The organism is Kitasatospora sp. NPDC057940 (assembly GCF_042887425.1).
In the GTDB taxonomy this organism is placed as follows: domain Bacteria; phylum Actinomycetota; class Actinomycetes; order Streptomycetales; family Streptomycetaceae; genus Kitasatospora.
Genome location: NZ_JBHVPH010000014.1, coordinates 145,913 through 169,401, shown reverse-complemented (window position 1 = coordinate 169,401; position 23,489 = coordinate 145,913). Strand labels below are relative to the sequence as shown.

The window sequence follows — 23,489 nt, the reverse complement described above, 5'->3', positions numbered from 1 at the left end:
CCTTCCGTCGGCCCCGCGGGGCCGTGTCCGTACCGGCCCGGCCCGGCCGGTCATCCGCAGGCCCGGACGATCTCGCGCAGGGCCTCGTGCATGCGCTGGAGCAGGGCGGTGGCCGCCGCCTCGTCGAACCGGCCGCCCGCGTACACGCAGGACAGCTCCATCCGGCCGCCCTCGACCGCGGCGGCGACGTCCAGCTCGTAGGTGCGGGTCTCGGCCGGCTCGTGGTCGCCGCCGCCGTGGTCCAGGTGGCGCAGGATCAGCCGGTCCCCCTCGGGCAGCTGGTTGTCCCACTGGCCGAGGTAGTTGAAGCCGATCCGGGCCCTGGGCGCGGGGACCAGCAGCTCCTCCCGGGCCTCGGCGGCCGCCGCCAGGCGCAGGACGCCGTGGCCGATGCCGCGGCGCGGGACGGCCCGCAGCCGGCGCTTGGCCACCCGGACGGCGGCGGTCGGCGCCAGGTCCGCGGGCACGTCGAGCAGCACCGGGTAGATCGTGGTGAACCAGCCGACGGTGCGGGACAGGTCGACGCCGTCCAGGATCTCCTCGCGGCCGTGCCCCTCCAGGTCGATCACGGTGCCGCCGTCGCCGGCGTGGCCCTGGGCGGCGAGCGCCTGGGCGAGGGCGGTCAGCAGCACCTCGTGGACCTGCGCGCGCAGCACGCCGGGCACCCGGCGCAGCAGCGCCTCCGTGTCGTCCTCGGTCAGGGTGTGCCGCGCGGTGCGGCGGTCGCCGAACCGGCCGGTGTCCAGGGGCTCCCCGGCGGGCTCGGGCAGCGACCGCCAGTGCGCCAGCTCGTCGTCGAAGCCGCCGGTCAGGGCGTGCTCGCGCAGTCGGCGGGACCACTGGCCGAAGGAGGTGGAGCGCGGGGCGAGCCGCACGGGCCGGCCGGCCGCCAGGTCGGCGTAGGCGGAGCGCAGGTCGTCGAGCAGGATGCGCCAGGAGACGCCGTCGACCACCAGGTGGTGCGCGGTGAGGAACAGCCGGGCCGGGCGGTCCGGTCCCAGGTCGGCCAGGACGGCGCGCAGCAGCGGCCCCTCGGCCAGCCGCAGGCCGCTCTGGGCCTGCCGGAACGCCGCGGTGGCGCGCTCCTCGGCGTCCGGCGCCCCGGCGAGGTCGAGCCGCTGGAAGTCCCAGCAGCCGTCGGCCTCGACCGCCACCTCCTGGGACCAGGTGCCCCCGGCGTCGCGGGTGTAGCGGGCGCGCAGCATGTCGTGCTGCCCGACCAGCGCGGCCAGCGCGGCGCGCAGGGCCTCGGTGTCGGTGCCCGGGACGAGTTCGAACAGCAGCGACTGGTTGAAGTGGCCCGGGTTGACGGTGTGGTGCTCGAAGAACCACTGCTGCACGGCGGTCAGCGGCACGGGCCCGGTGGCGTACGGGTCCTCCTCGGCCGGGCCGCTCTCCCCCGTCCCGGCGGCCTTGGCGAGCGCCGCGACGGTCTTGTGCTGGAAGAGGTCCCGGGCGGTGAAGTGCAGGCCCTCCTGGCGGGCCCGGGCGACCACCTGGGTGGAGAGGATGGAGTCGCCGCCGAGCAGGAAGAAGTCGTCCTCGGCGCCGACGTCCTCGATGCCCAGCACCGAGCGGAACACCTCGGCCAGCGCGGTCTCCACCGGGCCGTTCGGCGGGGTGGAGACCCTGGTCAGGGCCTCCCGGGCGTCCGGCAGGGCGTCCCGGTCGACCTTGCCGTTGGTGGTGAGCGGCATCGCGTCCAGCGGGATCAGCGCGGCCGGCACCATGAAGGCGGGCAGTTCCTCGGTCAGGGCCTCGCGGACCTCGCGGACCGCCTCGCCCCGGTCCCGGCCGGGCGCGGCGACCAGGTAGCCGACGAGCTGCTTGCCGCGGTCGCTCTCGCGGACCACCACGGCGGCCTGGTCGACCGCGGGGTGGCGCTGCATGGCCGACTCGATCTCGCCGGGCTCGACCCGGAAGCCGCGGATCTTGACCTGGTCGTCGGCGCGGCCGCGGAAGTCGATCCGCCCGTCGGGCAGCCAGGCGCCGAGGTCGCCGGTGCGGTAGAGCCGGGCCCCGGGGTCGTCCGCGAAGGGGTGCGGGACGAACCGCTGCTCGGTCAGCTCCGGGCGGCCCAGGTAGCCCTGGGCGACGCCGCGGCCGCCGAGGTGGATCTCGCCGGTGACGGCGGGCGGCACCGGGTTGCCGTGCGGGTCCAGCAGGTAGACCTCGGTGTTGGGCAGCGGCCGGCCGATCGACAGCCGGCTGCCGGCCTCCTCGTCCTGGACCTCGAACATGGTGGCGCCGACGGTGTTCTCGGTCGGGCCGTAGCCGTTGATGAAGCGGTGGACCCGCGACCACTTGCGGGCCAGGCCGACCGGGCAGCGGTCGCCGACGGCGAGCACCACCGAGCCGGCGGGCAGCGCCTCGGGCTCGACCGCCGCGAGGGCCGCGGGCGGCAGCGCGAGGACGGTGGGCCGGCCTCCCGCCATGGCGCGCAGCTGCTCGCTGCCCAGCGCCTCGGACTCGTTCGCCGGGAGGGCGAGCGCCGCGCCGGAGACGAGGGCGAGGAAGGTCTCCCAGACCGCGCCGTCGAAGCTGGGCGAGGAGAGCTGGGTCACCGTGTTCTCGGGGCCGGTGCCGACGATCAGCCGGGAGGCGTTGACCACGTTGGTCAGGCCGCCGTGGCCCAGCAGCACGCCCTTGGGCGTCCCGGTGGAGCCGGAGGTGTAGACGATGTAGGCGAGCGCGTCCGGCCCCACCCGGTCGCCCTCGGGCACCGGGCCGGTGTGCGCGTCGAGCTGCGGGCGCAGGTCCTCCAGGATCAGCGGCTCGGCGGCGGACTCGCCCGTGTCGGCGGCCAGCGCGCGCTCGGTGAAGACGAACCCGGCGCCGGTCTCGGCCAGCATCAGCTCCCGGCGGGCGGCCGGGAAGCGCGGGTTCAGCGGCAGGAAGGCGGCGCCGGCCTTGAGCACCGCGAGGGTGGCGGCCACCTGGTCGGGGCCGCGCTCGCAGCAGACGCCGACGACGTCGCCCGGGCGGGTGCCGCGGGAGCGCAGCACCTCGGCCAACAGCCCTGACCGGCGGTCGAGTTCGGCGTAGCTGAGCCGCTCGTCGCCGCGCACCACCGCGAGGCCGTCGGGGCGTTCGGCGGCCCGCTTGGCCACCAGCAGGTGCACCGGGTCCTGTTCGGGGAAGGCCACCGGGTTGCGGGCCCAGTCCACGGTGAGCCGGTTGTGCTGCTTCGGGTCGAGCAGGTCGAGCCGGCCCAGCTCCTGGTCGGGGTCGGCGGCGATCGAGCCGAGCAGGGTGGTCAGGTGGCCGGCGAAGCGGCGCACCGTGGCCTCGTCGTACAGGTCGGTGCTGTACTCCAGCGCGGACCAGAGGCTGCCGTCGGGGCGCTCCTCGAAGGCCACCACGAGGTCGAAGCCGGTGCTCGCCTGCGGCAGGGCCAGCTGCTCCATGGTCAGCCCGGGCAGGTCGAGGACCGCCTCGGGGGCGTTCTGCAGCACGATGAGCACCTGGGCGAGCGGCATCCGGCTGGGGTCGCGCTCGGGCTGGACGGCGTCCACCACCCGCTCGAACGGGACCTCCGCGTGGTCGAAGCCGGCCAGCACGGTGTCGCGGACCTGACCCAGGAAGTCCCGGAAGCCCAGGCCCGGCTCGATCCGGGCGCGCAGCACCAGGGTGTTGAGGAACAGGCCGACCAGGTCGGCGAGTTCGGGCTCGTCGCGGCCGGCCACCGGGGTGCCGATCGCGACGTCCTCCTGCCGGGAGAGCCGGGCCAGCAGCAGCTGGGTGGCCGCGGTGAGCGTCATGAACAGCGTCGCCGCGGCGGACTCGGTGAGCTCGCGCAGCCCGGCGACGGTCTCCGCCGGGACGCTGAACTCGTGGAAGGCGCCCGCCCCGGTGGGCACGGCGGGGCGCTGCCGGTCGGTCGGCAGCTCCAGCACGGGGACGCCGTCGAGCTGCTCGCGCCAGTAGTCGAGCTGCTCGTCGAGCCGCCCGCCGGAGGCCCGCTCGCGCTGCCACACCGAGTAGTCCGCGTACTGCGGCCCCGGCGCGGGCAGGCCGGGTTCGCGGCCCTGGAGCGCGGCCGCGTAGTACTGGCCCAGCTCGCGGGTGATGATCGACAGCGACCAGCCGTCGTGCGCGATGTGGTGGATGCTCAGGACGAGCACGTGCTCGCGGTCGGAGAGCCGCACGAGGAGGGTCCGCAGCACCGGGCCGGTGCGCAGGTCGAAGGGCCGGCCGGCCTCCTCGCGGACCAGCCGCAGCAGTTCCTCCTCCCGCTCCTCGGGCGTCCCGCCGCCGGCCTCCACGACCGGCAGCGGGATGTCCACGCTCGGGTGCGGGACCTGCACCGGGACGCCGTCCACCTGGTCGTAGGTGGTGCGCAGCGCCTCGTGCCGGTCGACGACGGCGGCCAGCGCGCCCTGCAGCGCCGCGCGGTCGAGGTCGCCGCGCAGCCGCAGTGCGAAGGAGGAGTTGTAGCCGACCGACTCCGGGTCGAACTCGTACAGGAACCACATCCGCTGCTGGGCGAAGGACATCGGCAGCGGGCGGTCGCGGTCGGCGGGGCGCAGCGCGGTGCTCGCCGCGGCCTCGGGGGCGGGCGCCTCGGCGCCCGCCAGGCGGTCCCGCAGCAGGGCCCGCAGGTGCTCGGGCAGGGCCGCTATGCGGTCCTCGCGGGACGTGGACGTCTGGGTCTCACTCATGTCGGTTGCCCCTACTCCGCCGCCGGCGCCGACTGGCGCGCGGCCTCTCGCTCCAGTTCCTCCAGCAGCGCGTCCTCGACGAGTCGCGCCACCCCCGCCACGGTGGGGTTCTCCAGGAGGCTGCGGAAGGCGATCCGGATGCCGAAGGTCTGCTTGATCCTGGTGATCGCCTGCACGCTGGTCAGGGACTGCCCGCCGAGGGCGAAGAAGCTGTCGTGCGCGCCGACCCGCTCCACGTGCAGGGTCTCGGACCAGATCGCGGCGATCAGCTTCTCGGTCTCGTCGCGCGGCTCCACCCACTCCTCGGCGGCCTCGACGACCGTCTCGGCGGGGTCGGGCAGCGCGGCCCGGTCGATCTTGCCGTGCCGGGTGAGCGGGAAGGACTCCACCTCGACGAAGGCGGCCGGCACCAGGTGGGCCGGGAGCCGCTCGGCGAGGTAGCCGGCGAGCTCGGCGGCGCCGGGGACGCCGCCCGCGGCCGGCCGCAGGTAGGCGACCAGGCGGGCGTGCTCGGCCTCGCCGCGGACCAGGACGACGGACTCGGCGACGCCCGGGTGGGCGTCCAGGGCCGCGGTGATCTCGCCCGGCTCGATCCGGTAGCCGCGCAGCTTGACCTGGTCGTCGAGCCGGCCGAGGAACTCCAGCCGGCCGTCGGACAGCCGGCGGACCCGGTCGCCGGTGCGGTACAGCCGCTCCTTGGGGTCGAACGGCGCGGCCAGGAAGGCCTGTTCGGTCAGGTCGGGGCGGCCCAGGTAGCCGCGGGCGAGGCCGTCGCCGGCCAGGTACAGCTCGCCGGGCGCGCCGACCGGGGCGAGGTTGCGCTCCGGGTCCAGGACGTAGGCCCGGACGTTCTGGACGGGCAGGCCGAGGACGGGCCGGGGGCTGTCGGCGACCCGGCAGACCAACGCGTCCACGGTGGCCTCGGTGGGCCCGTAGAAGTTGTAGGCGATCAGGTCGGACTGGGCCCGCAGCCGGTCCCACTGGGCCTGGCCGATCGCCTCGCCGCCGAGCGCCGCGCCGCGCAGCGGGTGGCTGCCGGGGGCGAGCAGTCCGGCGTCGTCGAGCTGGCGGAACCAGGACGGGGTGGTCTGCAGGAAGTCGATCCGCTGCTCGGCGCGGTAGGCGACCAGGGCGTGCGCGTCGCGCCGCACCTCGTCGTCGACCAGGTGCAGTTCGTGGCCGGCGACCATCCACAGCACCGGGTTCCAGGAGGCGTCGAAGGACGCGGGCGCCAGGTGGGCGACCCGGACCTGCCGGTCGCCGCAGGCCTCGCGCAGCGGCTCGAAGACCGTCCGCAGGTGGCTGTCGAGCAGGTTCGCCAGGCTGCCGTGCTCGACCAGCACGCCCTTGGGCTTGCCGGTGGAGCCGGAGGTGTGGATGACGTAGGCGGCGTGCTCCGGGGCGAGGTCCGGGTCGGGGGCGGTGGCGGGCCGGGCCGCGATCGCGTCCCGCTCGCGCTCCGGGACGACCAGGGAGACGTCGGCGGGCAGCGCCAGCGTGGTGCTCGCGGCCTCGTCGGCGATCACCACTCGGGGCTTGACGTCCTCGACCAGCAGCCGCAGGCGCTCGGCCGGGGCGGCCGGGTCCAGCGGGGTGTAGACGCCGCCCGCCTTGAGCACCGCGAGCAGCGCGGTGATCAGGCCGGGGCCGCGCCGCAGGCAGACCGCGACCGGCACCTCGGGGCCGACGCCCCGGTCGGCGAGGTGGTGGGCGAGCCGGTTGGCCCGCTCGTCCAGCTCGGCGAAGGTGATCCGCTCGCCGCCGTGGACCAGGGCGACGGCCTGCGGGGTGGCGGCGGCCTGGCGGGCGAACCGCTCGGGCACCAGGGCGTCGGTGGTGAGCGGGGTGGCGGTCTCGTTGTGGCCGGTGAGCAGCCGCTCCCGGTGGGCGGGGGCCAGCGCGCGCAGCTCGGCGAGGGTGCGCTCGGGCTCGGCCGCGATCTCCTCCAGCAGGGCGCGCAGGTCGCCGGTGACCCGGTCGGCGGTGTCGGCGTCGAAGAGCCCGGGGTCGTAGGCGAGCCGGAAGGAGAGCTGCTCGCCGGCGAAGACCGCGAGCACCATGGCGTAGCTGGTGGGCTCCTGGGAGCGCACGTCGCGGATCCGGATGCCCTGGTCGGAGCCCAGTTCGCCGTCGAAGGGGTAGTTCTCGACGACCACGTAGCTGTCGAACAGGTCGACCCCGGCGGGCAGCCCGGTCCAGCCGCGGATCTGGGCCAGCGAGACGTACTCGTAGCTGCGGGCCTGGACCTGGTCGCGCTGGAGGTCGCCCAGCCAGTCGAGGACGGGCTGCTCGGGGCGGACCTCGACCCGCACCGGCAGGTTGTTGATGAACAGGCCGATCATCGACTCGACGTCGGGCAGGTCGGCGGGGCGGCCGGAGACGGCCGAGCCGAAGCAGACCTCCCGCTCCCCCGCGTAGCGCGAGAGCGTCAGCGCCCAGGCGCCCTGGGCGAGCGTGTTGGTGGTGAGCCGGTGGCGCCGGGCGACCTCGGCGAGCCGCTCGGAGACCTCGGGCTCCAGCTGGAAGACGCTGGTCGCCTCGCTGCCCTGGCGGGCCGCCTCCTCGCCGGCCCGGTCGGCCGGCAGCGCGGTCGGGGCGGTGAAGCCGTCCAGCAGCCCGCGCCAGTAGCGCTCGGCGTCGGCCAGGTCCTGCTCGCCGAGCCAGGCGACGTAGTCGCGGAACGGGCGGCGGGCGGCCGGGCCGGGCCGGTCGTGGCCGGTGAGCCGGAGGTAGTCGTCGACCACCTCGGAGACCAGTTCGGCGCTGCTCCAGCCGTCCAGCAGCAGGTGGTGCGAGGTCCAGACGACCCGCAGGGCGCCGTCCGGCTCGTCGATCAGGGCCAGGCGCATCAGCGGCGCCACGGCCAGGTCGATGCCGCGGGTGCGGTCCTCGGCGAGGTACGCGGCGAACCGCTGCTCGCGCTCGGCCGCCGGCAGGGCGCTCCAGTCCAGCCGCTCGACGGGGACGGTGACGTGCTCGCGGACCACCTGGAGCGGCTGGTCGGTGTCGACCCGGGCGAAGGCGGTGCGCAGCATCGGGGTCCGGTCGGCGAGGCGCTGCCAGGCCTCGGCGAAGGCGTCCGCGTCCACGCCGCCCTCCAGCAGGAAGGACAGCTGGCCGAGGTAGACGCCCTCGCCCTCCTCGGTGAGGCTGTGGAACAGCAGGCCGTGCTGCATCGGCGTGGCCGGGTAGAGGTCGGCGATCCGGCCCAGGGCGGTCAGCTCGTCCAGCAGCGGCTGGTCCACCCGGGCGAGCGGGAAGTCCGAGGGGGTGGCCCCGGAGGCGGCGGCGCCGGCCTCGCGGCAGTGCGCGACGATCCCGCGCAGGGCCTCGACCAGCTGGTCGCCGACCCGCTGGACGGTCTCGGTGGTGTGGGTCGCGGTGGAGTGGAACAGCTCGAAGCCGAGCTTGCCGTCGCGCACGTACGCCACGATGTCGAGCGGGTACTCCAGCAGTTCCCCGGGCGCCTGCTCGGTGCCGTAACCGAGCCGCACGTCGTGCAGCAGGCCGCCGTCGTGGCCGTCGACGACCCGGCCGAGGTAGTTGAAGCCGACCTGGGCGCGGGGGCCTTCGGCGAGCAGCTCGCCGGGCGCCCCGGCCGGGCTGAGGTGGCGCAGCGCGCCGTAGCCGATGCCGCGCTGGGGGACGGCCCGCAGCTGCTCCTTGACGGAGCGGAGCCGGGCGCCCCAGTCGGCGCCGTCGGCGGTGTCCAGGGCGACCGGGAAGGAGGTGGTGAACCAGCCGGTGGTGCGGCTCAGGTCGACGTCGTCGAAGATCTCCTCGCGGCCGTGGCCCTCCAGGTCCACCAGGACGGCGGAGCGGCCGGTCCAGTCGGCGAGCACCCGGGCGAGCGCGGTCAGCAGCACGTCGTTGACCTGGGTGCGGTAGACCGCGGGGACCTCGCGCAGCAGCGCGTCGGTGCTCTCCGCGTCCAGGCCGACCCGGACGGCGGCGGCGGTGGCGACGGTCGGGGTGCCGGTGAGGTCGGCGGGCAGCGGCTCGCCGCCGGCGCGGCCGGCCGCGAACCAGTGGTCCAGCTCCTCGTCGAAGCCGCCGACCGCGGTGTGCTCGGAGAGCCGGCGGGACCAGTCGAGGAAGGAGGTGCCGCGCGGGCCGAGGTCGACCGGACGGCCCTCGGCGGCCTGCCGGTAGACCGTCTCCAGGTCGCCGAGCAGGGTCTGCCAGGAGACCGCGTCGACCACCAGGTGGTGGGCGGTGAGGAAGAGCCGGGCGCCGGCGGTGCCGCCGAGGTCGGCCAGCACGGCCCGCACCAGCGGGCCCTCGGCCAGGTCGAAGCCGGACTGGGCGGCGGTGGCGGCGGCCAGCAGCGCGCCCTCCGGGTCGGCCTCCAGGGTGAGGTCCAGCCGCTCCAGCGGCCAGCCGTCGCCGGGGGCGGCGATCTCCTGCTGCCAGCGGCCGTAGACGGTGCGGAAGCGGGTGCGCAGGGCGTCGTGGTGGGTGAGGAGCGCGTCGAGCGCGGTGCGCAGGTGCGCCTCGTCGGGGAGTTCGCGCAGCTCGGCCAGCACGGACATGGTGCTGTGCTGGGGGGCCTCGGTGTGGTGGTGGAAGAAGGCGCGCTGGATCGGGGTCAGCGGCGCCCTTCCGGTGACGGGTTCGGTGTTCACGCCGGCCGGCTCCTCGGGTTCGTGGGTCGAGATCGCGGCGGCGATCCCGGCGATGGTCTGGTGGCTGAAGATGTCCTGCGAGCTGAGGCGCAGTCCCAACTGCCGCGCCCGGGAGACGACCTGGATGCTCAGGATCGAGTCACCGCCCAGGTCGAAGAAGTTGTCGTCGACGCCGACCTCGGGCACCCGGAAGACCTCCGCCCAGAGCCCGGCGAGCGCCTGCTCGGCGGGGTTGCGGGGGGCCGTCCTGGTGGTGACCGGGCGGTCGTCGGCGGCCGCGGCCGGCAGCGCCCGCCGGTCCACCTTGCCGTTGGCGTTCAGCGGCAGCCGGTCGAGCCGGACGAAGGCCTGCGGCACCATGTGGCGGGGCAGCGAGCCCTCCAGGTAGCGGCGCAGTTCGGCGCTCTCCGGTGCGGTGCCGGGCCGGGGCACGACGTACCCGGTCAGGACGGCGCCCGGCTCGGAGCGCAGCGCGGCGACGGCCTCCAGGACGTCGGGGTGGCGGCGCAGGACGGCCTCGATCTCGGCGAGTTCCACCCGGAACCCGCGGATCTTGACCTGGTCGTCGCCGCGGCCGAGGAACTCGACGTCGCCGGTGGGCAGGAAGCGGGCCTGGTCGCCGGTGCGGTAGAGCCGGCCGTCGGGGTGGGGCGTGAACGGGTCGGCGGAGAAGCGCTCCTCGGTGAGGTCGGGGCGGCCCAGGTAGCCCCGGGTGACGCCGGTGCCGCCGAGGAAGAGCTCGCCGACGACGCCGACCGGCAGCGGCTCCAGGTCCGCGTCCAGGACGTACATCCGGGTGCCCGGGATGGGCCGGCCGATCGGCACGGACGCGACGTCCGGCAGGCTCTGCGGGGTGACGGTGAAGTACGAGGACTCGACGGTGGCCTCGGTGACGCCGTAGGAGTTGAGCACGACGGTGCCGGGGGCGACGCTCTTCAGCAGCCGCCGGCAGTCGTCGGTGCGCCAGTTGTCCGAGCCGACGGCCAGGTAGCGCAGCGGCGGGAAGGCCCGGCCGCTGCGGGCGGCCTCGTCGGCCAGCGCGTTGGCCAGCGAGGGCACCGTCTCGACGTGGGTGACGCGCTGGCGCTCCATCAGGTCGAGCAGGCGCACCGGGTCGGTGGTGGCGTCCTTCGGGCAGAGCACCAGGGCGCCGCCGGCGGTCAGCGCGTGCGTCAGGTCGGAGACGAAGACGTCGAAGGCCATGCTGGCGAGGTTGAGCTGGCGGACGGGGCCGCGGTCGAGCCGGTAGGCCTCGCGCCAGGCCGCGGCGGCCCGGGCGACGCTGCGGTGCTCGACCGTGACGCCCTTGGGCTTGCCGGTGGAGCCGGAGGTGTAGATGACGTAGGCGAGGTTGTCCGGGGTCACCTCGGTGCTGGGCGCCTCGGCGGGCCAGCTGTCGATCTCCTCGCGGTCGGCGTCCAGGCAGAGCACGGTCGCGTCGCAGAGCGGGAGCCGCTCGGCGAGGTCCCGCTGGGTGACGAGCATCGCGGCGGCGCTGTCGTCCAGCACCAGGCGCAGCCGCTCGGCGGGGTGCGTGGGGTCCAGCGGCAGGTAGGCGGCGCCGGCCTTGAGGACGCCGAGGGCGGCGACGACGGTGTCCGGGCCGCGGTCCAGGCAGATGGCGACGACGGTCTCCGGGCCGATGCCCTGGCCGACGAGGTGCTGGGCCAGCCGGTTGGCGCGGGCCTCCAGTTCCGCGTAGGTCAGCACGGTCTCCTCGAAGACCACCGCCTCGGCGTCCGGGGTCTGCTGCGCCTGCTCGGCGATCAGCTCGTGCAGGCAGGCGTCGGCACCCGGGGTACCGGTGTCGTTCCACTCGTACAGGACGCGGTCGCGGGCGCGCAGCGACAGCATCGGGACGTCGCCGACCCGCTGGCCGGGGGCGGTGGGCATGCTGCCGAGCAGGACGGCGAGCTGGTCGGCCAGCACCTCGGCCTGGGCGCGGTCGTAGAGCGCCGGGTCGTAGGAGAGCAGCAGGGTCAGCGAGCCGTCGTCGTCGTAGGCGGTGAGGTCCAGCGTGAAGCTGGTGGTGTCGACGGCGCGGACGTCGCTGAGCCGCAGTCCGTGGCGTTCGGCGGCGGCCCCGTTGCCAGGGTAGTTCTCGAACACCACCAGGGTCTGGAACAGCGCGCTGCCGCGCGGGACCTTGCTGCTGCGCTGGATCTCGGCGATCGAGGAGTACTCGAAGCGCCGGGATTCGGCCTGCTCGGCCTGGAGGGCCGCCAGCCACTCCACCAGCGGGGCGTCCTGGTCGACCTCGGTGCGCAGCGGCAGGGTGTTGAGCAGGTTGCCGACCATGGTGTCGGCGCCCGGCAGCTCGGTCGGGCGGCCGGCCACGGTGGTGCCGAAGCAGACGTCGCGCTGCCCGGAGTGGCGGGCCAGCAGGATCGCCCAGGCGCCCTGGACGGCGGTGTTGAGGGTGAGCCGGTGGCGGCGGACCATCGCGACCAGCGCGTCGGTCTCGGCGCCGGACAGGCCCACCCGGACCTGCCCGGCGGACTGGGACTCGTGGCCCTGGGGCACCGAGCGGCCGAAGGGCAGCTGGGTCGGCGCGTCCAGGTCGCCGAGCAGGGCGCTCCAGTGGGCGGCGGCCGCGTCCTTGTCCTGCCGGGCCAGCCAGGCGACGTAGTCGCGGAACGGCCGGCGCTCGGGCAGCGCCGGGGCCTTGCCCCTGCCGTCGGTGAGCGCCTGGTAGGCGGCGAAGAGGTCGGCGAACAGGTGCGAGGTGCTCCAGCCGTCCAGGACGGCGTGGTGGAAGGTCCACACGACGCGGACGGTCCGCTCGTCCTCGCGGGCGAGGGCGAGGCGCATCAGCGGCGCCCGGGACAGCTCGATCCCGGTGGCGCGCTCCTCGTCGATCAGCGCCTTGAGCCGGCGGTCCAGTTCGGCGGCGGGCAGGCCGGTCCAGTCGAGGCGGCGGACGGTCAGCCGGGCGGAGCGCTCGACCACCTGGACGGGCTCGGGGACGCCGTCCCAGACCAGCCGGGTGCGCAGCGCGGGGGTGCGGTCGACCACGTGCTGCCAGGCGGCGGCCAGCGCGTCGACGTCGCGGACGCCCTCCAGCCGGAAGGCGACGTGGTCGGAGTAGGCACCGACGCCGTCCTGGTTGAGGGTGTGGAAGAGCATCCCGCTCTGCATCGGGGTCAGCGGGTGGATGTCCTCGACGGTGGAGCCGGCCGGCACCAGCCGGTCGACGGTCTCCTGGTCGAGGGTGAGCAGCGGGAAGTCGCCGGGGGTGGCGCCGCCGGCGCCGGGGGTCAGGCAGTGCTCGACGAGTTCGGTCAGGGCCGCCGCGAAGTCGTCGGCGAGCCGCTGCACGGTGGCCTGGTCGTGGCGCTGCGGCGCGTAGTGGAAGTCGAAGGTCAGCACGCCGTGCCGGACCTCGCCGACGATGTCCAGCAGGTGCGGCCGCTCCTCGTCCGGGTGGTGGTCCAGGCCGTAGTCGGGTTCGACGGCGCGGAACAGCTCGCTCCCGGCCGCGGCGTCGCTCCACTGGCCGAGGTAGTTGAAGCTGACCTGGGGCTGCGGCGCCGCGGCCAGGGCGGCGGCCTGCGGCTGGTCGCCGCGCAGGTAGCGCAGCGGGCCGTAGCCGGCGCCGCGGCCGGGCACGGCGCGCAGCAGTTCCTTGGTGTCGCGGATGAGCCGGCCGAGCGGCCGGTCGGCCGGGGACTCCAGCAGCACCGGGAAGATCGAGGTGAACCAGCCGACCGTCCGGGAGACGTCGGTGCCCTCCAGGATCTCCTCGCGGCCGTGGCCCTCCAGGGTGATCAGGGTGCGGGCCCGGCCGGTGAAGCGGGCGAGCGCGCGGCCGAGCGCGGTCAGCAGGACGTCGTTGACCTGGGTGCGGTAGACAGCGGGCACGTCCTGGAGCAGTTGCCGGGTGCGCTCGGCGTCGAGGCCGGCCGAGACGGCGCGGGTGTCGCCGACGCTGTTGCGGCCCTCCCGGTCGGTGGGCAGGTCGGCGGAGCCGGCCGGCACCGGGCGGGCCCAGTGCGCCAGTTCGCCGTCCAGGCCGCCGTCCCGGGTGAAGGCGGCGAGGCGGCGCGCCCAGCCGCGGTAGGAGGTGCTGGCCGGGCCGAGGTCGACGTCCTCGCCGCGGACGGCCTGCCGGTAGGCGCTCTCCAGGTCCTCCAGGAGGATCCGCCAGGAGACGCCGTCCACGGCGAGGTGGTGCACGGTGACCAGCAGCCGCGCGGGCTCGCCGGCGCCGTGGTCGAACAGCAGGGTGCGCACCAGCGGCCCTTCGGCCGGGTCCAGCGAGGCCTGCGCGGCCTCGGCGAGGGTGCGCATGGCGGCGGCGCGCTCCCCGGGGGCGGCCTGGTCGAGGGTGATCCGCTCGATCCGGGGCTCGGCCGGCACGGCGTCGGCGTCCGGCGCGGTGACGGTCTGGACCCGCCGGCCGTCGGGGCCGGTGGCGAAGCGGGTGCGCAGGGCCTCGTGCCGGCGGACGAGGCCGGCCAGGGCGCGGGCCAGCGCGGGCTCGTCGACCGCGCCGTCCAGGGTGATCAGCACGGACTGGTTGAAGTGGTGGGCGCCGCGGGTGTGGTGGGCGAAGAACCACTCCTGGACGGGGCCGAGCGGGGCCGGCTCGTGGTCGTCGGCGTCGGCCTGGACGACCGGGGCCTCCTCCACCGGGCGGGCGGCGCGGGCGAGGTCGGCGAGCGACTGCCGGGAGAAGATGTCCTTCGAAGTGATGACGAGTCCGGCCCGGCGGGCGCGGGCGACCACCTGGATGCTCAGGATGGAGTCGCCGCCGAGTTCGAAGAAGTTGTCGTCGACGCCGACCTTGCCGATGCCGAGCACCTCCGACCAGACCTCGGCGAGCGCCTGCTCGGCCGGGTCCTCGGGGGCCCGGTAGTCCTCCCGCTCCAGCGGGGCGTCCGGCGCCGGCAGGGCCCGGACGTCGACCTTGCCGTTGGAGGTGAGCGGGAAGGCGTCGAGGGTGGCGAAGGCGGTCGGGATGCTGTAGGAGGGCAGCCGCTGCTCGGCGAAGGCGCGCAGGTCCTGCGGCGGGATGACGGCGCCGGGCTCGGCCCGCAGGTAGCCGACCAGCCGCTTGTGGTCGCCGTCCGCGAGCGCGACCACCAGGGCCTCGGCCACCGCGGGGTGGGACTCCAGGACGGCTTCGACCTCGCCGGGCTCGATCCGGTAGCCGCGGACCTTGACCTGGGTGTCGGCGCGGCCGAGGTACTCGACCAGGCCGTCGGCCCAGCGCACCACGTCCCCGGTGCGGTACATCCGCTCGCCGGGCTCCGCCGCGAACGGCGAGGGCTGGAAGCGCTCCTCGGTCAGCTCCGGGCGGCCCAGGTAGCCGCGGGCGACGCCGGGGCCGGCGATCCACAGCTCGCCGGGCGTGCCGGGCGGGACGGGGCGGCGGCGCTCGTCGAGGACGTACACCGCCGTGTTGGAGATCGGGCGTCCGATCGGGATGGCGCGCACGCCGTCGGTCTCGCGGATCAGGTGGGAGACGGCGAAGGTGGTGGTCTCGGTCGGGCCGTAGCCGTTGACCAGCCGCTGCGGCGGGGCGCCGCCGGCCAGCAGTTCGGCGATCCGGCGCGGGTTGAGCGCCTCGCCGCCGACCACCAGGTGGCGCATGCCGCCGAAGGCGGTGGGCTCCAGGCCGACGACCTGGTTGAAGACGCCGGCGGTGAGGAACATCGCGGTGGCGCCGGTCGAGCGCAGCGCGGCGGCGAAGGCCGGCGGGTCGAGCAGGACGTCCTTGGTGATGACGGCGATCCGCGCCCCGGCCACCAGCGGGCCCCAGAACTCGAAGGTCGCCGCGTCGAAGGTGGCGTCGGCGACCTGCGCCACCACGTCGTCGGCCGCCAGCGGGGCGTAGTCGGCGCCGTGGACCAGCCGGACGATGGAGCGGTGCTCGACCACGACGCCCTTGGGCCGGCCGGTGGAGCCGGAGGTGTAGATGACGTAGGCGGCGCTCTGCGGCCCCGCGTCGGTGGCCGGCGGCCCGGCCGGGAGGGCGGCCAGCTCGGCGGTGCGCTCGGCGGGCAGCAGGGCCGGGACGGCCAGGTCGGGCAGCCGTTCGAGCAGCTCCCGGTCGGTGACGCAGAGCGCGGCCCCGGTGTCCGCGAGCATGAACTCCAGCCGGTCGGCCGGGTAGTCCGGGTCCAGCGGGACGTAGGCGCAGCCGGCCTTGAGCACGGCCAGCAGGGCGACGACCAGGCCGGTGCCGCGGGGCAGGCAGACCGCGACGTGCTGGCCGGGGCGGGCGCCGTGGTCGAGCAGCAGCCGGGCCAACCGGTCGGCCCGCTCGTCGAGCTGACGGTAGGTCAGCTCGCCTTCGGCGGCGGTGACGGCGACGGCGTCGGGGGTGGCCGCGGCCTGCTCGGCGACCAGCGCGTGGACGGTCCGGTCGGCCGGGTAGGGCACCCGGTTCTCGGCCCAGTCGCGGGTGACGGTGTCGAGTTCGGCGGCGCTGAGCAGCGGCAGGTCGCCGACCGGGCGGTCGGCGTCGGCGGCGACGCCCGCGAGCAGGAGCAGCAGCCGGGTGCAGAGCGCGTCGATGGTCGAGGCGTCGAACAGGTCGGTGTTGTACTCGACCGTCCCGCCCAGCGTGCCGTCGGCGGCCGGGGTGAACTCCAGCGTCAGGTCGAAGATGGAGGACACCGAGGGCGCGCGGAACTCCTCGACGGCCGGGCCGCCGAAGTCGGGCAGGGCGCCGGGGTCGTTCTGGAGCACGAGGGCGGCCTGCACCAGCGGGGTGCGGCTCGGGTCGCGCTCGGGCTGGATCTCGTCCACCAGGCGGTGGAAGGGGACGTCCTGGTTGCTGAGGGCGTCCCAGAGCTGGTCGGTGGTGCGCTCCAGCAGGTCGCCGAAGTCCTCGTCCAGGTCGATCCGGCCGTGCAGGACCAGGGTGTTGACGAAGAAGCCGACCAGCGACTCCAGTTCGGTGCGGTCGCGGCCGACCGACACGGTGCCCAGCCCGACGGTGCGCTGGCCGGTGTGCCGGGCCAGCAGGACCTGGGTGGCGGCGGCGAGCACGGCGAAGAGCGTGGTGCCGCGTTCGGCGCCGAGCGTGTCGAGGCCGGTGGCGACCTCGGCGTCGACCTGGAAGGTGTGCAGGGCGCCGACGGTGGTGCGCACCGCCGGGCGGGGCCGGTCGGTGGGCAGCTCCAGCGGCTGGATGTCCGCCAACTCGTCGCGCCAGTAGTCCAGTTGCCCGGCCAGGCGGTCTTCGGTGCAGCGCTCGCGCTGCCAGCGGGAGTAGTCGCGGTAGCTGACCGGCAGCGGGGCGAGGGTGTGCGGGCGGCCCTCGACGGCGGCCCGGTAGAGCTCGCCGAGCTCGCCGGTCAGCAGGCCCTTGGACCAGCCGTCGGCGGCGATGTGGTGCAGGTTGAGGAAGAGCGCGTGGTCGTCCGGGCCGTGCCGCACGACCGTGGAGCGCAGCAGCGGGCCGCTGGCGAGGTCGAAGGGGGTGGCGAGTTCGCGGCGCAGCAGCGCGGCGAACTCGGCCTCGCGCTCCTCGGCGCCCAGCGCGCTCAGGTCCACCGGCTCGGTGTCCGGGGCGTAGGCGGGCCGCACCTCCTGGCGGGCCACGCCGTCCTCGGTGGTGAAGACGGTGCGCAGCGGCTCGTGCCGCTCGACCAGGCCGGTCAGCGCGGTGCGCAGCGCGGCCAGGTCGAGGCCGCCGCGCAGCCGGAGGCCGAAGGAGGTGGTGTACTCGACCGCGTCGGTCTCGAACTCCTGGAGGAACCAGAGGCGTTCCTGGCCGAAGGAGAGCGGGGCCGGGCCGTCGCCGCCGGGCCGGATCGCGTCGCGGTCGCCGCCGCCGGCGGCCGCCAGGCGCTGCCGCAGGATCTCGTCGGCGTCCTGGCCCTCGCTGTGTCGCTGGTCTGTCATCGGTTGCTCCCCCGCGCGCCACCGCGCGTCGTCGTCCGGTCCGCCGGTGTCCGGCGCACGTCTTCGAGTACTTGCTTGCGGACCTGGTCCGCGAGGGCCGCCACGGTGCGGGCGGCGAACACGTGCCGGGCCGAGACCCCGACGCCGAACACCTCCCGGATCCGGGCGGTGACCTGGAGGGTGAGCACCGAGTTGGCGCCGTGGTCGAAGACGTTGTCCTCGGCCCCCACGACGGGCACGCCCAGCACCTCGGCCCAGATCCCGGCCAGCGCCGCCTCGGTCTCGTCCCGGGGCGCGGTGGGCTCGGCGGCCGGCCGCTGCTCCTCCGGCTCCGGCAGCGCCCGCCGGTCGATCTTGCCGCTCGTGGTCATCGGGAACGCGTCCAGGACGATGACGACCGGCGGGACCATGTAGCCGGGCAGCCGCTCGGCGAGCCGGGCCCGGATCTTCTCCGGGTCGGCGGTGCCGTCCGCGGGCACCACGTAGCCGGTCAGCGCGGTCTGCCCGGACGGCCCGGTCCGGGCGACCACCGCGGTCTGCTCGACGCTCTCGTCGTCGAGCAGCGCGGTCTCGATCTCGCCCAGCTCGATCCGGTAGCCGCGCACCTTGACCTGGTTGTCGATCCGCCCGAGGAATTCGAGCGTGCCGTCGGGCAGCCAGCGGACCAGGTCGCCGGTGCGGTAGAGCCGCGCGCCGGCGGTGGCGGCGAGGTGGTCCGGGACGAACCGCTCCTCGGTGAGCTCCGGGCGGCCCAGGTAGCCGCGGGCCACCCCGGCGCCGCCGACGTACAGTTCGCCGGGCACGCCCACCGGGACGGGCACGCGGTGCTCGTCGAGCACGTAGCCGGTGGTGTTGGCGACGGGCCGGCCGATCGAGGGCAGCCGCCCGACCGGGGCGTCCTCCTCCGCCTCCAGCACCGTGCCGGTGGTGAGCACGGTGGTCTCGGTCGGGCCGTACAGGTTGGACAGCGCCATCGTCGAGCCGCGCGGCAGCCGGCGGCGCACCACGTCGGCGCCGGTGAGGATGTGGCGCACCCGGCCCTGGTGCAGCGCGGGCTGGTCGAGCAGGCCCTCCAGGCGCGGGGCCGGGATGAGGATGAGGGTGATCCCCTCCTCGACGATCCAGGCCGCGAGCAGGTGCGGGTCCTCCAGGACGCGGTCGGAGGCGAACCGGATCTCCACGCCGCAGGCGAGGGCGCCCCACTGCTCCAGCACCGTCGGGTCGAAGCCGGGCGGCACCATCTGGGTGGCCCGGTCGCCGGGCCCGGCGTCGAAGAAGTCCCGGTACCAGTCGCACAGGTTGACCACGCCGCGGTGCTCGATCAGCACGCCCTTGGCCTTGCCGGTGGAGCCCGAGGTGTAGATCACGTACGCGAGGTCGGACGGGCCGACGGCGACCTCGGGCGGCCCGTCGTGCGTGCCGGGCCCGGTGTCCTCGACGTACAGCACCTCGACGCCGTCCGGCGCCTCGGGCCCGGGCAGGTCGCGCTGGGTGAGGAGCACCGGCACGCCGGCGTCCTGGAGCACGTAGACCGTCCGGTCGTCGGGCAGTTCCGGGTCGAGCGGCAGGTAGGCGCCGCCGGCCTTGAGCACGGCGAGCTGGGCGATCGTCATCTCGGCGGCGCGCCGGGTGCGGACGCCGACGACGGTGCCCGGGCCGACGCCGCGGTCGGCCAGCCGGTGGGCCAGCGCGTCCGTCAGCGCGTCGAGTTCGGCGAAGGTCAGGCTGCGGTCCTCGGTGGTGACGGCCGCGGCGTCCGGGGTGCGCCGGGCCTGGTCGGCGACCAGGCCGTGGACGGTCGCGGTGTGGAACCGGGCGCCGGTCGCGGTGGCGTTCCAGCCGGTGGTGACCAGCCGGCGTTCCTGCTCGTCCATCAGCGGCAGCTCGTCGACGAGCCGGTCCGGGTCGGCCGCCGCCATGCCCTCCAGCAGCACGGTGAGGTGGCGGGCGATCCGGGCGACGGTCTCCGGGTCGAAGAGCGCGGTGCTGTACTCGACCAGGCCGCCGAGCCGGCCGTCGCGCTCCTCGAACTCGAAGCCGATGTCGAACAGCGCGTGCATCCGCGGCAGGGCGCTCTCCTCGACCCGCAGGCCGTCCGGGCCGGGCAGCGTGTCCTGGGCCCGCTTGAGCATCAGCGCGGCCTGGATCAGCGGGGTGCGGCTGGGGTCGCGGTCCGGCTTGAGCTCGTCGATCAGCCGGTCGTACGGCAGGTGCTGGTGGGTGAAGGCCTCCAGCACGCCCTGCCGGACGTCGGCCAGGAAGGCCCCGACGGTCGTGTCGGGGGCGGTCCGGGCGCGCAGCACCAGCGTGTTGACGAAGAAGCCGAGCACGTCCTCCAGTTCGCTGTGCTCGCGGCCGGAGACGATGGTGCCCACCGCGACGTCGCGCTGGCGCGCGTACCGGGACAGCAGCAGCTGGACGCCCGCCGTGAGGACGGTGAACAGGGTGACGCCCTCCCGGCGGCAGAGCCGGGTGAGGGCGGCCACCAGCTCGGGGCTCAGCTCGAAGGAGTGGCCGGCGCCCCGGGTGGCGCGGGTGGCGGGCCGGGGCCGGTCGGTCGGCAGCTCCAGCGGCACCACGCCGTCCAGCCGGCGCTTCCAGTAGTCGAGGTCGGCGGCCTCCCGGGCGCCCCGCTCGCCGTGCTGGTGCACGGCGAAGTCGGCGTACTGCAGGGGCAGTTCGCTCAGCGCGGCGGGCCGGCCGGTGGCCTCCTGGCCGAGCAGGGCGACGAGCTCGCGGGCCATCACCTCCTTGGACCAGCCGTCGGTGACGACGTGGTGCATGTCGAGGACGAGCAGGTGCTCGGCGTCGGCCAGCCGGATCAGCCAGGGGCGCAGCAGCGGGCCGCCGCGCAGGTCGAAGGAGCGGCTCAGCTCGGTGCGCAGCAGCTGGTCCAGGTCGTCGACGCGTCCCTCGGCCGCGAGGTCGGTGAAGCGCACCGGCCGGTGGGCCGGGGCGTGGACGACCTGCACGCCCTGGCCGCCCTCGGTGGCGAAGGTGGTGCGCAGCGCCTCGTGCCGGGCCACCAGGGCGTCGACGGCGCGCCCGAGGGCGTCCCGGTCGAGCGGCCCGGTCAGCCGCAGGCCGAGCGGCGAGTTGTACTCGGTGCCCTGGGACTCGTAGTCGTACAGGAACCAGAGCCGCTGCTGGCCGTAGGAGAGCGGCAGCGGCCGGTCCCGGTCGACCGGCACCAGCCCGGCCCGGCGGGCGGGCTCGCTGCCCAGCCGGCCGGCCAGCCCGGCGACGGTGGGCGACTCGAACAGGGTGCGGATCGGCACCTCGACGTCCAGCACCGAGCGGATGCGCCCGATCAGCCGGGTGGCGAGCAGGGAGTGGCCGCCGAGGTCGAAGAAGCTGTCGTCGACGCCGATCGAGGCGACGCCGAGCACCTCGCAGAACAGGTCGCAGAGCTGCTCCTCGCGGGCGCTGCGCGGCCCGTGCCCGCTGCCGGTCGCGGCGGTGCCCGGGTCCGGGAGCGCGGCCCGGTCGGTCTTGCCGTTGGGGGTCAGCGGGATCTCGGGGATCGGCACCACCACGGCCGGGACCATGTAGCCGGGCAGCGTGGCGGCGGCGTGTGCGCGCAGTCCGGCCGGGTCGGCACCGCCTTCGCCGGCCGGCACCACGTAGGAGACCAGCCGGGTGTCGCCGGCCGCGTACTCGCGGGCGACGGTGACGGCGCGGGCCACCGCGGGGTGCTGCTCCAGGACGGCGTCGATCTCGCCGGGCTCGATCCGGAAGCCGCGGACCTTCAGCTGGAAGTCGGCGCGGCCGACGTACTCCAGGTTGCCGTCGGCGGCCCAGCGGACGATGTCGCCGGTGCGGTACATGCGCTCGCCCTCGGCGCCGTACGGGTCGGGCAGGAAGCGGTCCCGGGTGAGGTCCTCGCGGTGCAGGTAGCCGGTGCCGACGCCGTCCCCGGCGATGTACAGCTCGCCGGCGGCGCCGATCGGCACCAGGCGCAGCGCCTCGTCGAGGACCCGGACCCGGGTGTTGCCGATCGGCCGGCCGATGGTCGGCGCGCCGGGGCGGTCGTCCAGGCGGGCGGCGGTGGACCAGATGGTGGTCTCGGTGGGCCCGTACAGGTTGGTGACCTCGCTGCCGAGCGCGCGCATCCGCTCGGCGAGGGCGGTCGGCAGGGCCTCCCCGCCGACCAGCATCCGCAGGCCGCCCAGCGCCTGCGGGACTTCGTCGCACAGGGCCTGCCAGAGGCTGGGGGTGGCCTGCATGATCGTGGTGCCGGTGCGGCCGACCAGGGCGCCCAGCCCGGCGGGGTCGGTGACGGTCGCGCGGTCGGCGAGGACCACGGTGGCGCCGCCGACCAGCGGCAGGTAGATCTCCAGGGCGGCGATGTCGAAGGCGATCGTGGTGACGGAGGTCCAGACGTCCTCGGCCGCGAGCGGGAAGAGGTCGGCCATCGAGACCAGGAAGTTGGTCAGCGCGTGGCGGCTGATGACGACGCCCTTGGGGCGGCCGGTGGAGCCGGAGGTGTAGATGACGTAGGCCGGGTCGGCGGCGGTCGCGGCGGGGCCCTGCGGGCCGGCCGGCTCCGTGGCCAGCCTGGCGCGCACCTCCTCGTCGTCCAGCAGCACCCGGTGGGCGGCGGTGGCGGGCAGCCGCCCGGCCGTCGCGCTGTCGGTGACCAGCGCCGAGGGGGCGGCGTGGTCGAGGATGTAGCCGATCCGGTCGGCCGGGTAGTCGGGGTCGAGCGGCACGTAGGCGGCGCCGGTGCGGGCCACCGCGAGCAGGGCGACGACGAGGTCGGCGGAGCGCGGCAGCGCCAGGGCGACGAGCCGGCCCGGGGCGGCGCCGTGGCGGCGCAGCTCGCCGGCCAGCCGCTCGGCCCGGTCGTCGAGTTCGGCGTAGCTGAGCACGGTGTCGCCGGCGATCAGGGCGGTCCGCGCGGGCTGGGCGGCGGCCCGGGCCCGGAACAGCGCGGAGACGTCGGCGTCGGGCACCGGCCGGTCGGTGGCGTTCCACGCGGTCAGCAGGGCGTGCCGCTCGGCCGGGTCCAGCACCTCGTAGCCGTCCGGGTCGGCGTCCGGCGCGGCGACGACGGCGGCCAGCAGGCGCGGCAGCGCGTCGGTGAGCCGCCGGACGGTCGCCGGGTCGAACAGCTCGGTGCTGAAGGTCGCGGCCAGCCGCAGCCCGGAGCCGTCGGGCGCGCTGCGGAAGCGCAGCTGGAGGTCGAACGGGGACTGCTGGCGCGGCAGTTGGGCGACCTGGGCGTCGAGCGGGCCGAAGTCGAGTCGGGCCGGCAGGTCCTCGGCGAGGTCGAAGGCCACCTGGGCCAGCGGGTGGCGGTTGAGCGCGCGCTCGGGCCGCAGCTCGCCGACCACGGTCTCGAACGGGACGCCGCCGTGGCGCCGGGCCGTGTCGGCGACCGCCGCGCAGTCGCCGACCAGCTCGCGGAAGGAGGCGCCGGGGCGGCGGACGACCCGCAGCACCACCGGGTTGGCCAGCGGGCCGACCACGGCGGCGCGCCGGGCGTCGTCGCGGCCGGGCAGGCTGCCGATCAGCGGGACGTCGGCGCCGGCGCCGAAGCGGCCGAGCAGCGCCACGACGGCGGCGTGCAGCACCGCCTCGACGCCTGCGCCGCAGTCGGCGGCCAGGTCGGCGAGGGCCGCGGCCAGCGGGCCGTCCAGCTCGCCGCGGTACTCGTCGGCGGCGTAGCGGGTGACGGCCGGGCGCGGCCGGTCTACGGGCAGGTCGAGCTGCGCCGGCGCGCCGTCCAGGGTGGCGCGCCAGTGGGCGAGTTCGGCCGCGGCGTGCTCGGTGGGCCGCTCGGGGGCGCCGTTCAGCTCCCGGTCGGCGGCGGCGGCCGCGGCGTACTGCGGGGCGGGCTCGGTCTTGCCGGGGGCGGCCGGGTCGGTGGCCGCCGCGTACGCCCGGGCCAGGTCGTCGACGATCACGGCGAGCGAGCGCTCGTCGGCCGCGATCTCGTGCACCGTCAGGACCAGCACGTGGGCGTCCGGGCCGGTGGCCAGCAGCCGGGCCCGCAGCGGGGGCTCCCGGGTGAGGTCCAGGCCCTGGCCGACCGCCCGGGTCAGCGCCTCGTCGAGCTCGTCGGGGGCGACCGGCTCGGGCCGCAGCCCGGCGAACGCCCCGCCGTCGGGGGCGGGTTCGGGGCGGCAGCGGCCCTCGGCCTCGCGGTGCACGGTGCCCAGCAGCGGATGCCGCCGGACCAGGGCGTCCAGCGCGGCGCGCAGCTGCTCCGGACCCAGGCCGCCGGCCAGCCGCAGCGCCACCGTGTGGGTGTGGCCGGCGGCGCCCTCCTGGAAGCGGTTCAGGAACCACAGGCGCTGCTGCGCCGGCGACAGGACACTGTCGTTGGTGATCGTCACGTTCG

Annotated in this window: 3 protein-coding genes; all 3 read right to left on the bottom strand. The window is 75.8% G+C overall.

The genetic code is table 11. The features are described from left to right. Positions 1–50 precede the first annotated feature (50 nt). From ACFVTF_RS22140 to ACFVTF_RS22130, 3 genes are read right to left on the bottom strand one after another with little or no spacing between them, the layout of a single operon-like run. Positions 51–4,661 carry an amino acid adenylation domain-containing protein gene (locus ACFVTF_RS22140; RefSeq protein ID WP_387815771.1) on the bottom strand — a complete coding sequence of 1,537 codons (4,611 nt, stop codon included), beginning with the start codon at positions 4,659–4,661 and terminating at the stop codon, positions 51–53. 11 nt (positions 4,662–4,672) lie between these two features. Continuing rightward, entirely contained in the window at positions 4,673–17,143 is a 12,471-nt protein-coding gene (locus ACFVTF_RS22135; RefSeq protein WP_387815769.1) for an amino acid adenylation domain-containing protein, read from the bottom strand. Continuing rightward, complete coding sequence (locus ACFVTF_RS22130; RefSeq protein WP_387815767.1) at positions 17,140–23,484, bottom strand: amino acid adenylation domain-containing protein; 6,345 nt, start codon at positions 23,482–23,484, stop codon at positions 17,140–17,142. Before ACFVTF_RS22130 ends, ACFVTF_RS22135 begins: the two co-directional genes overlap by 4 nt. Between the last annotated feature and the right edge of the window lie 5 nt (positions 23,485–23,489).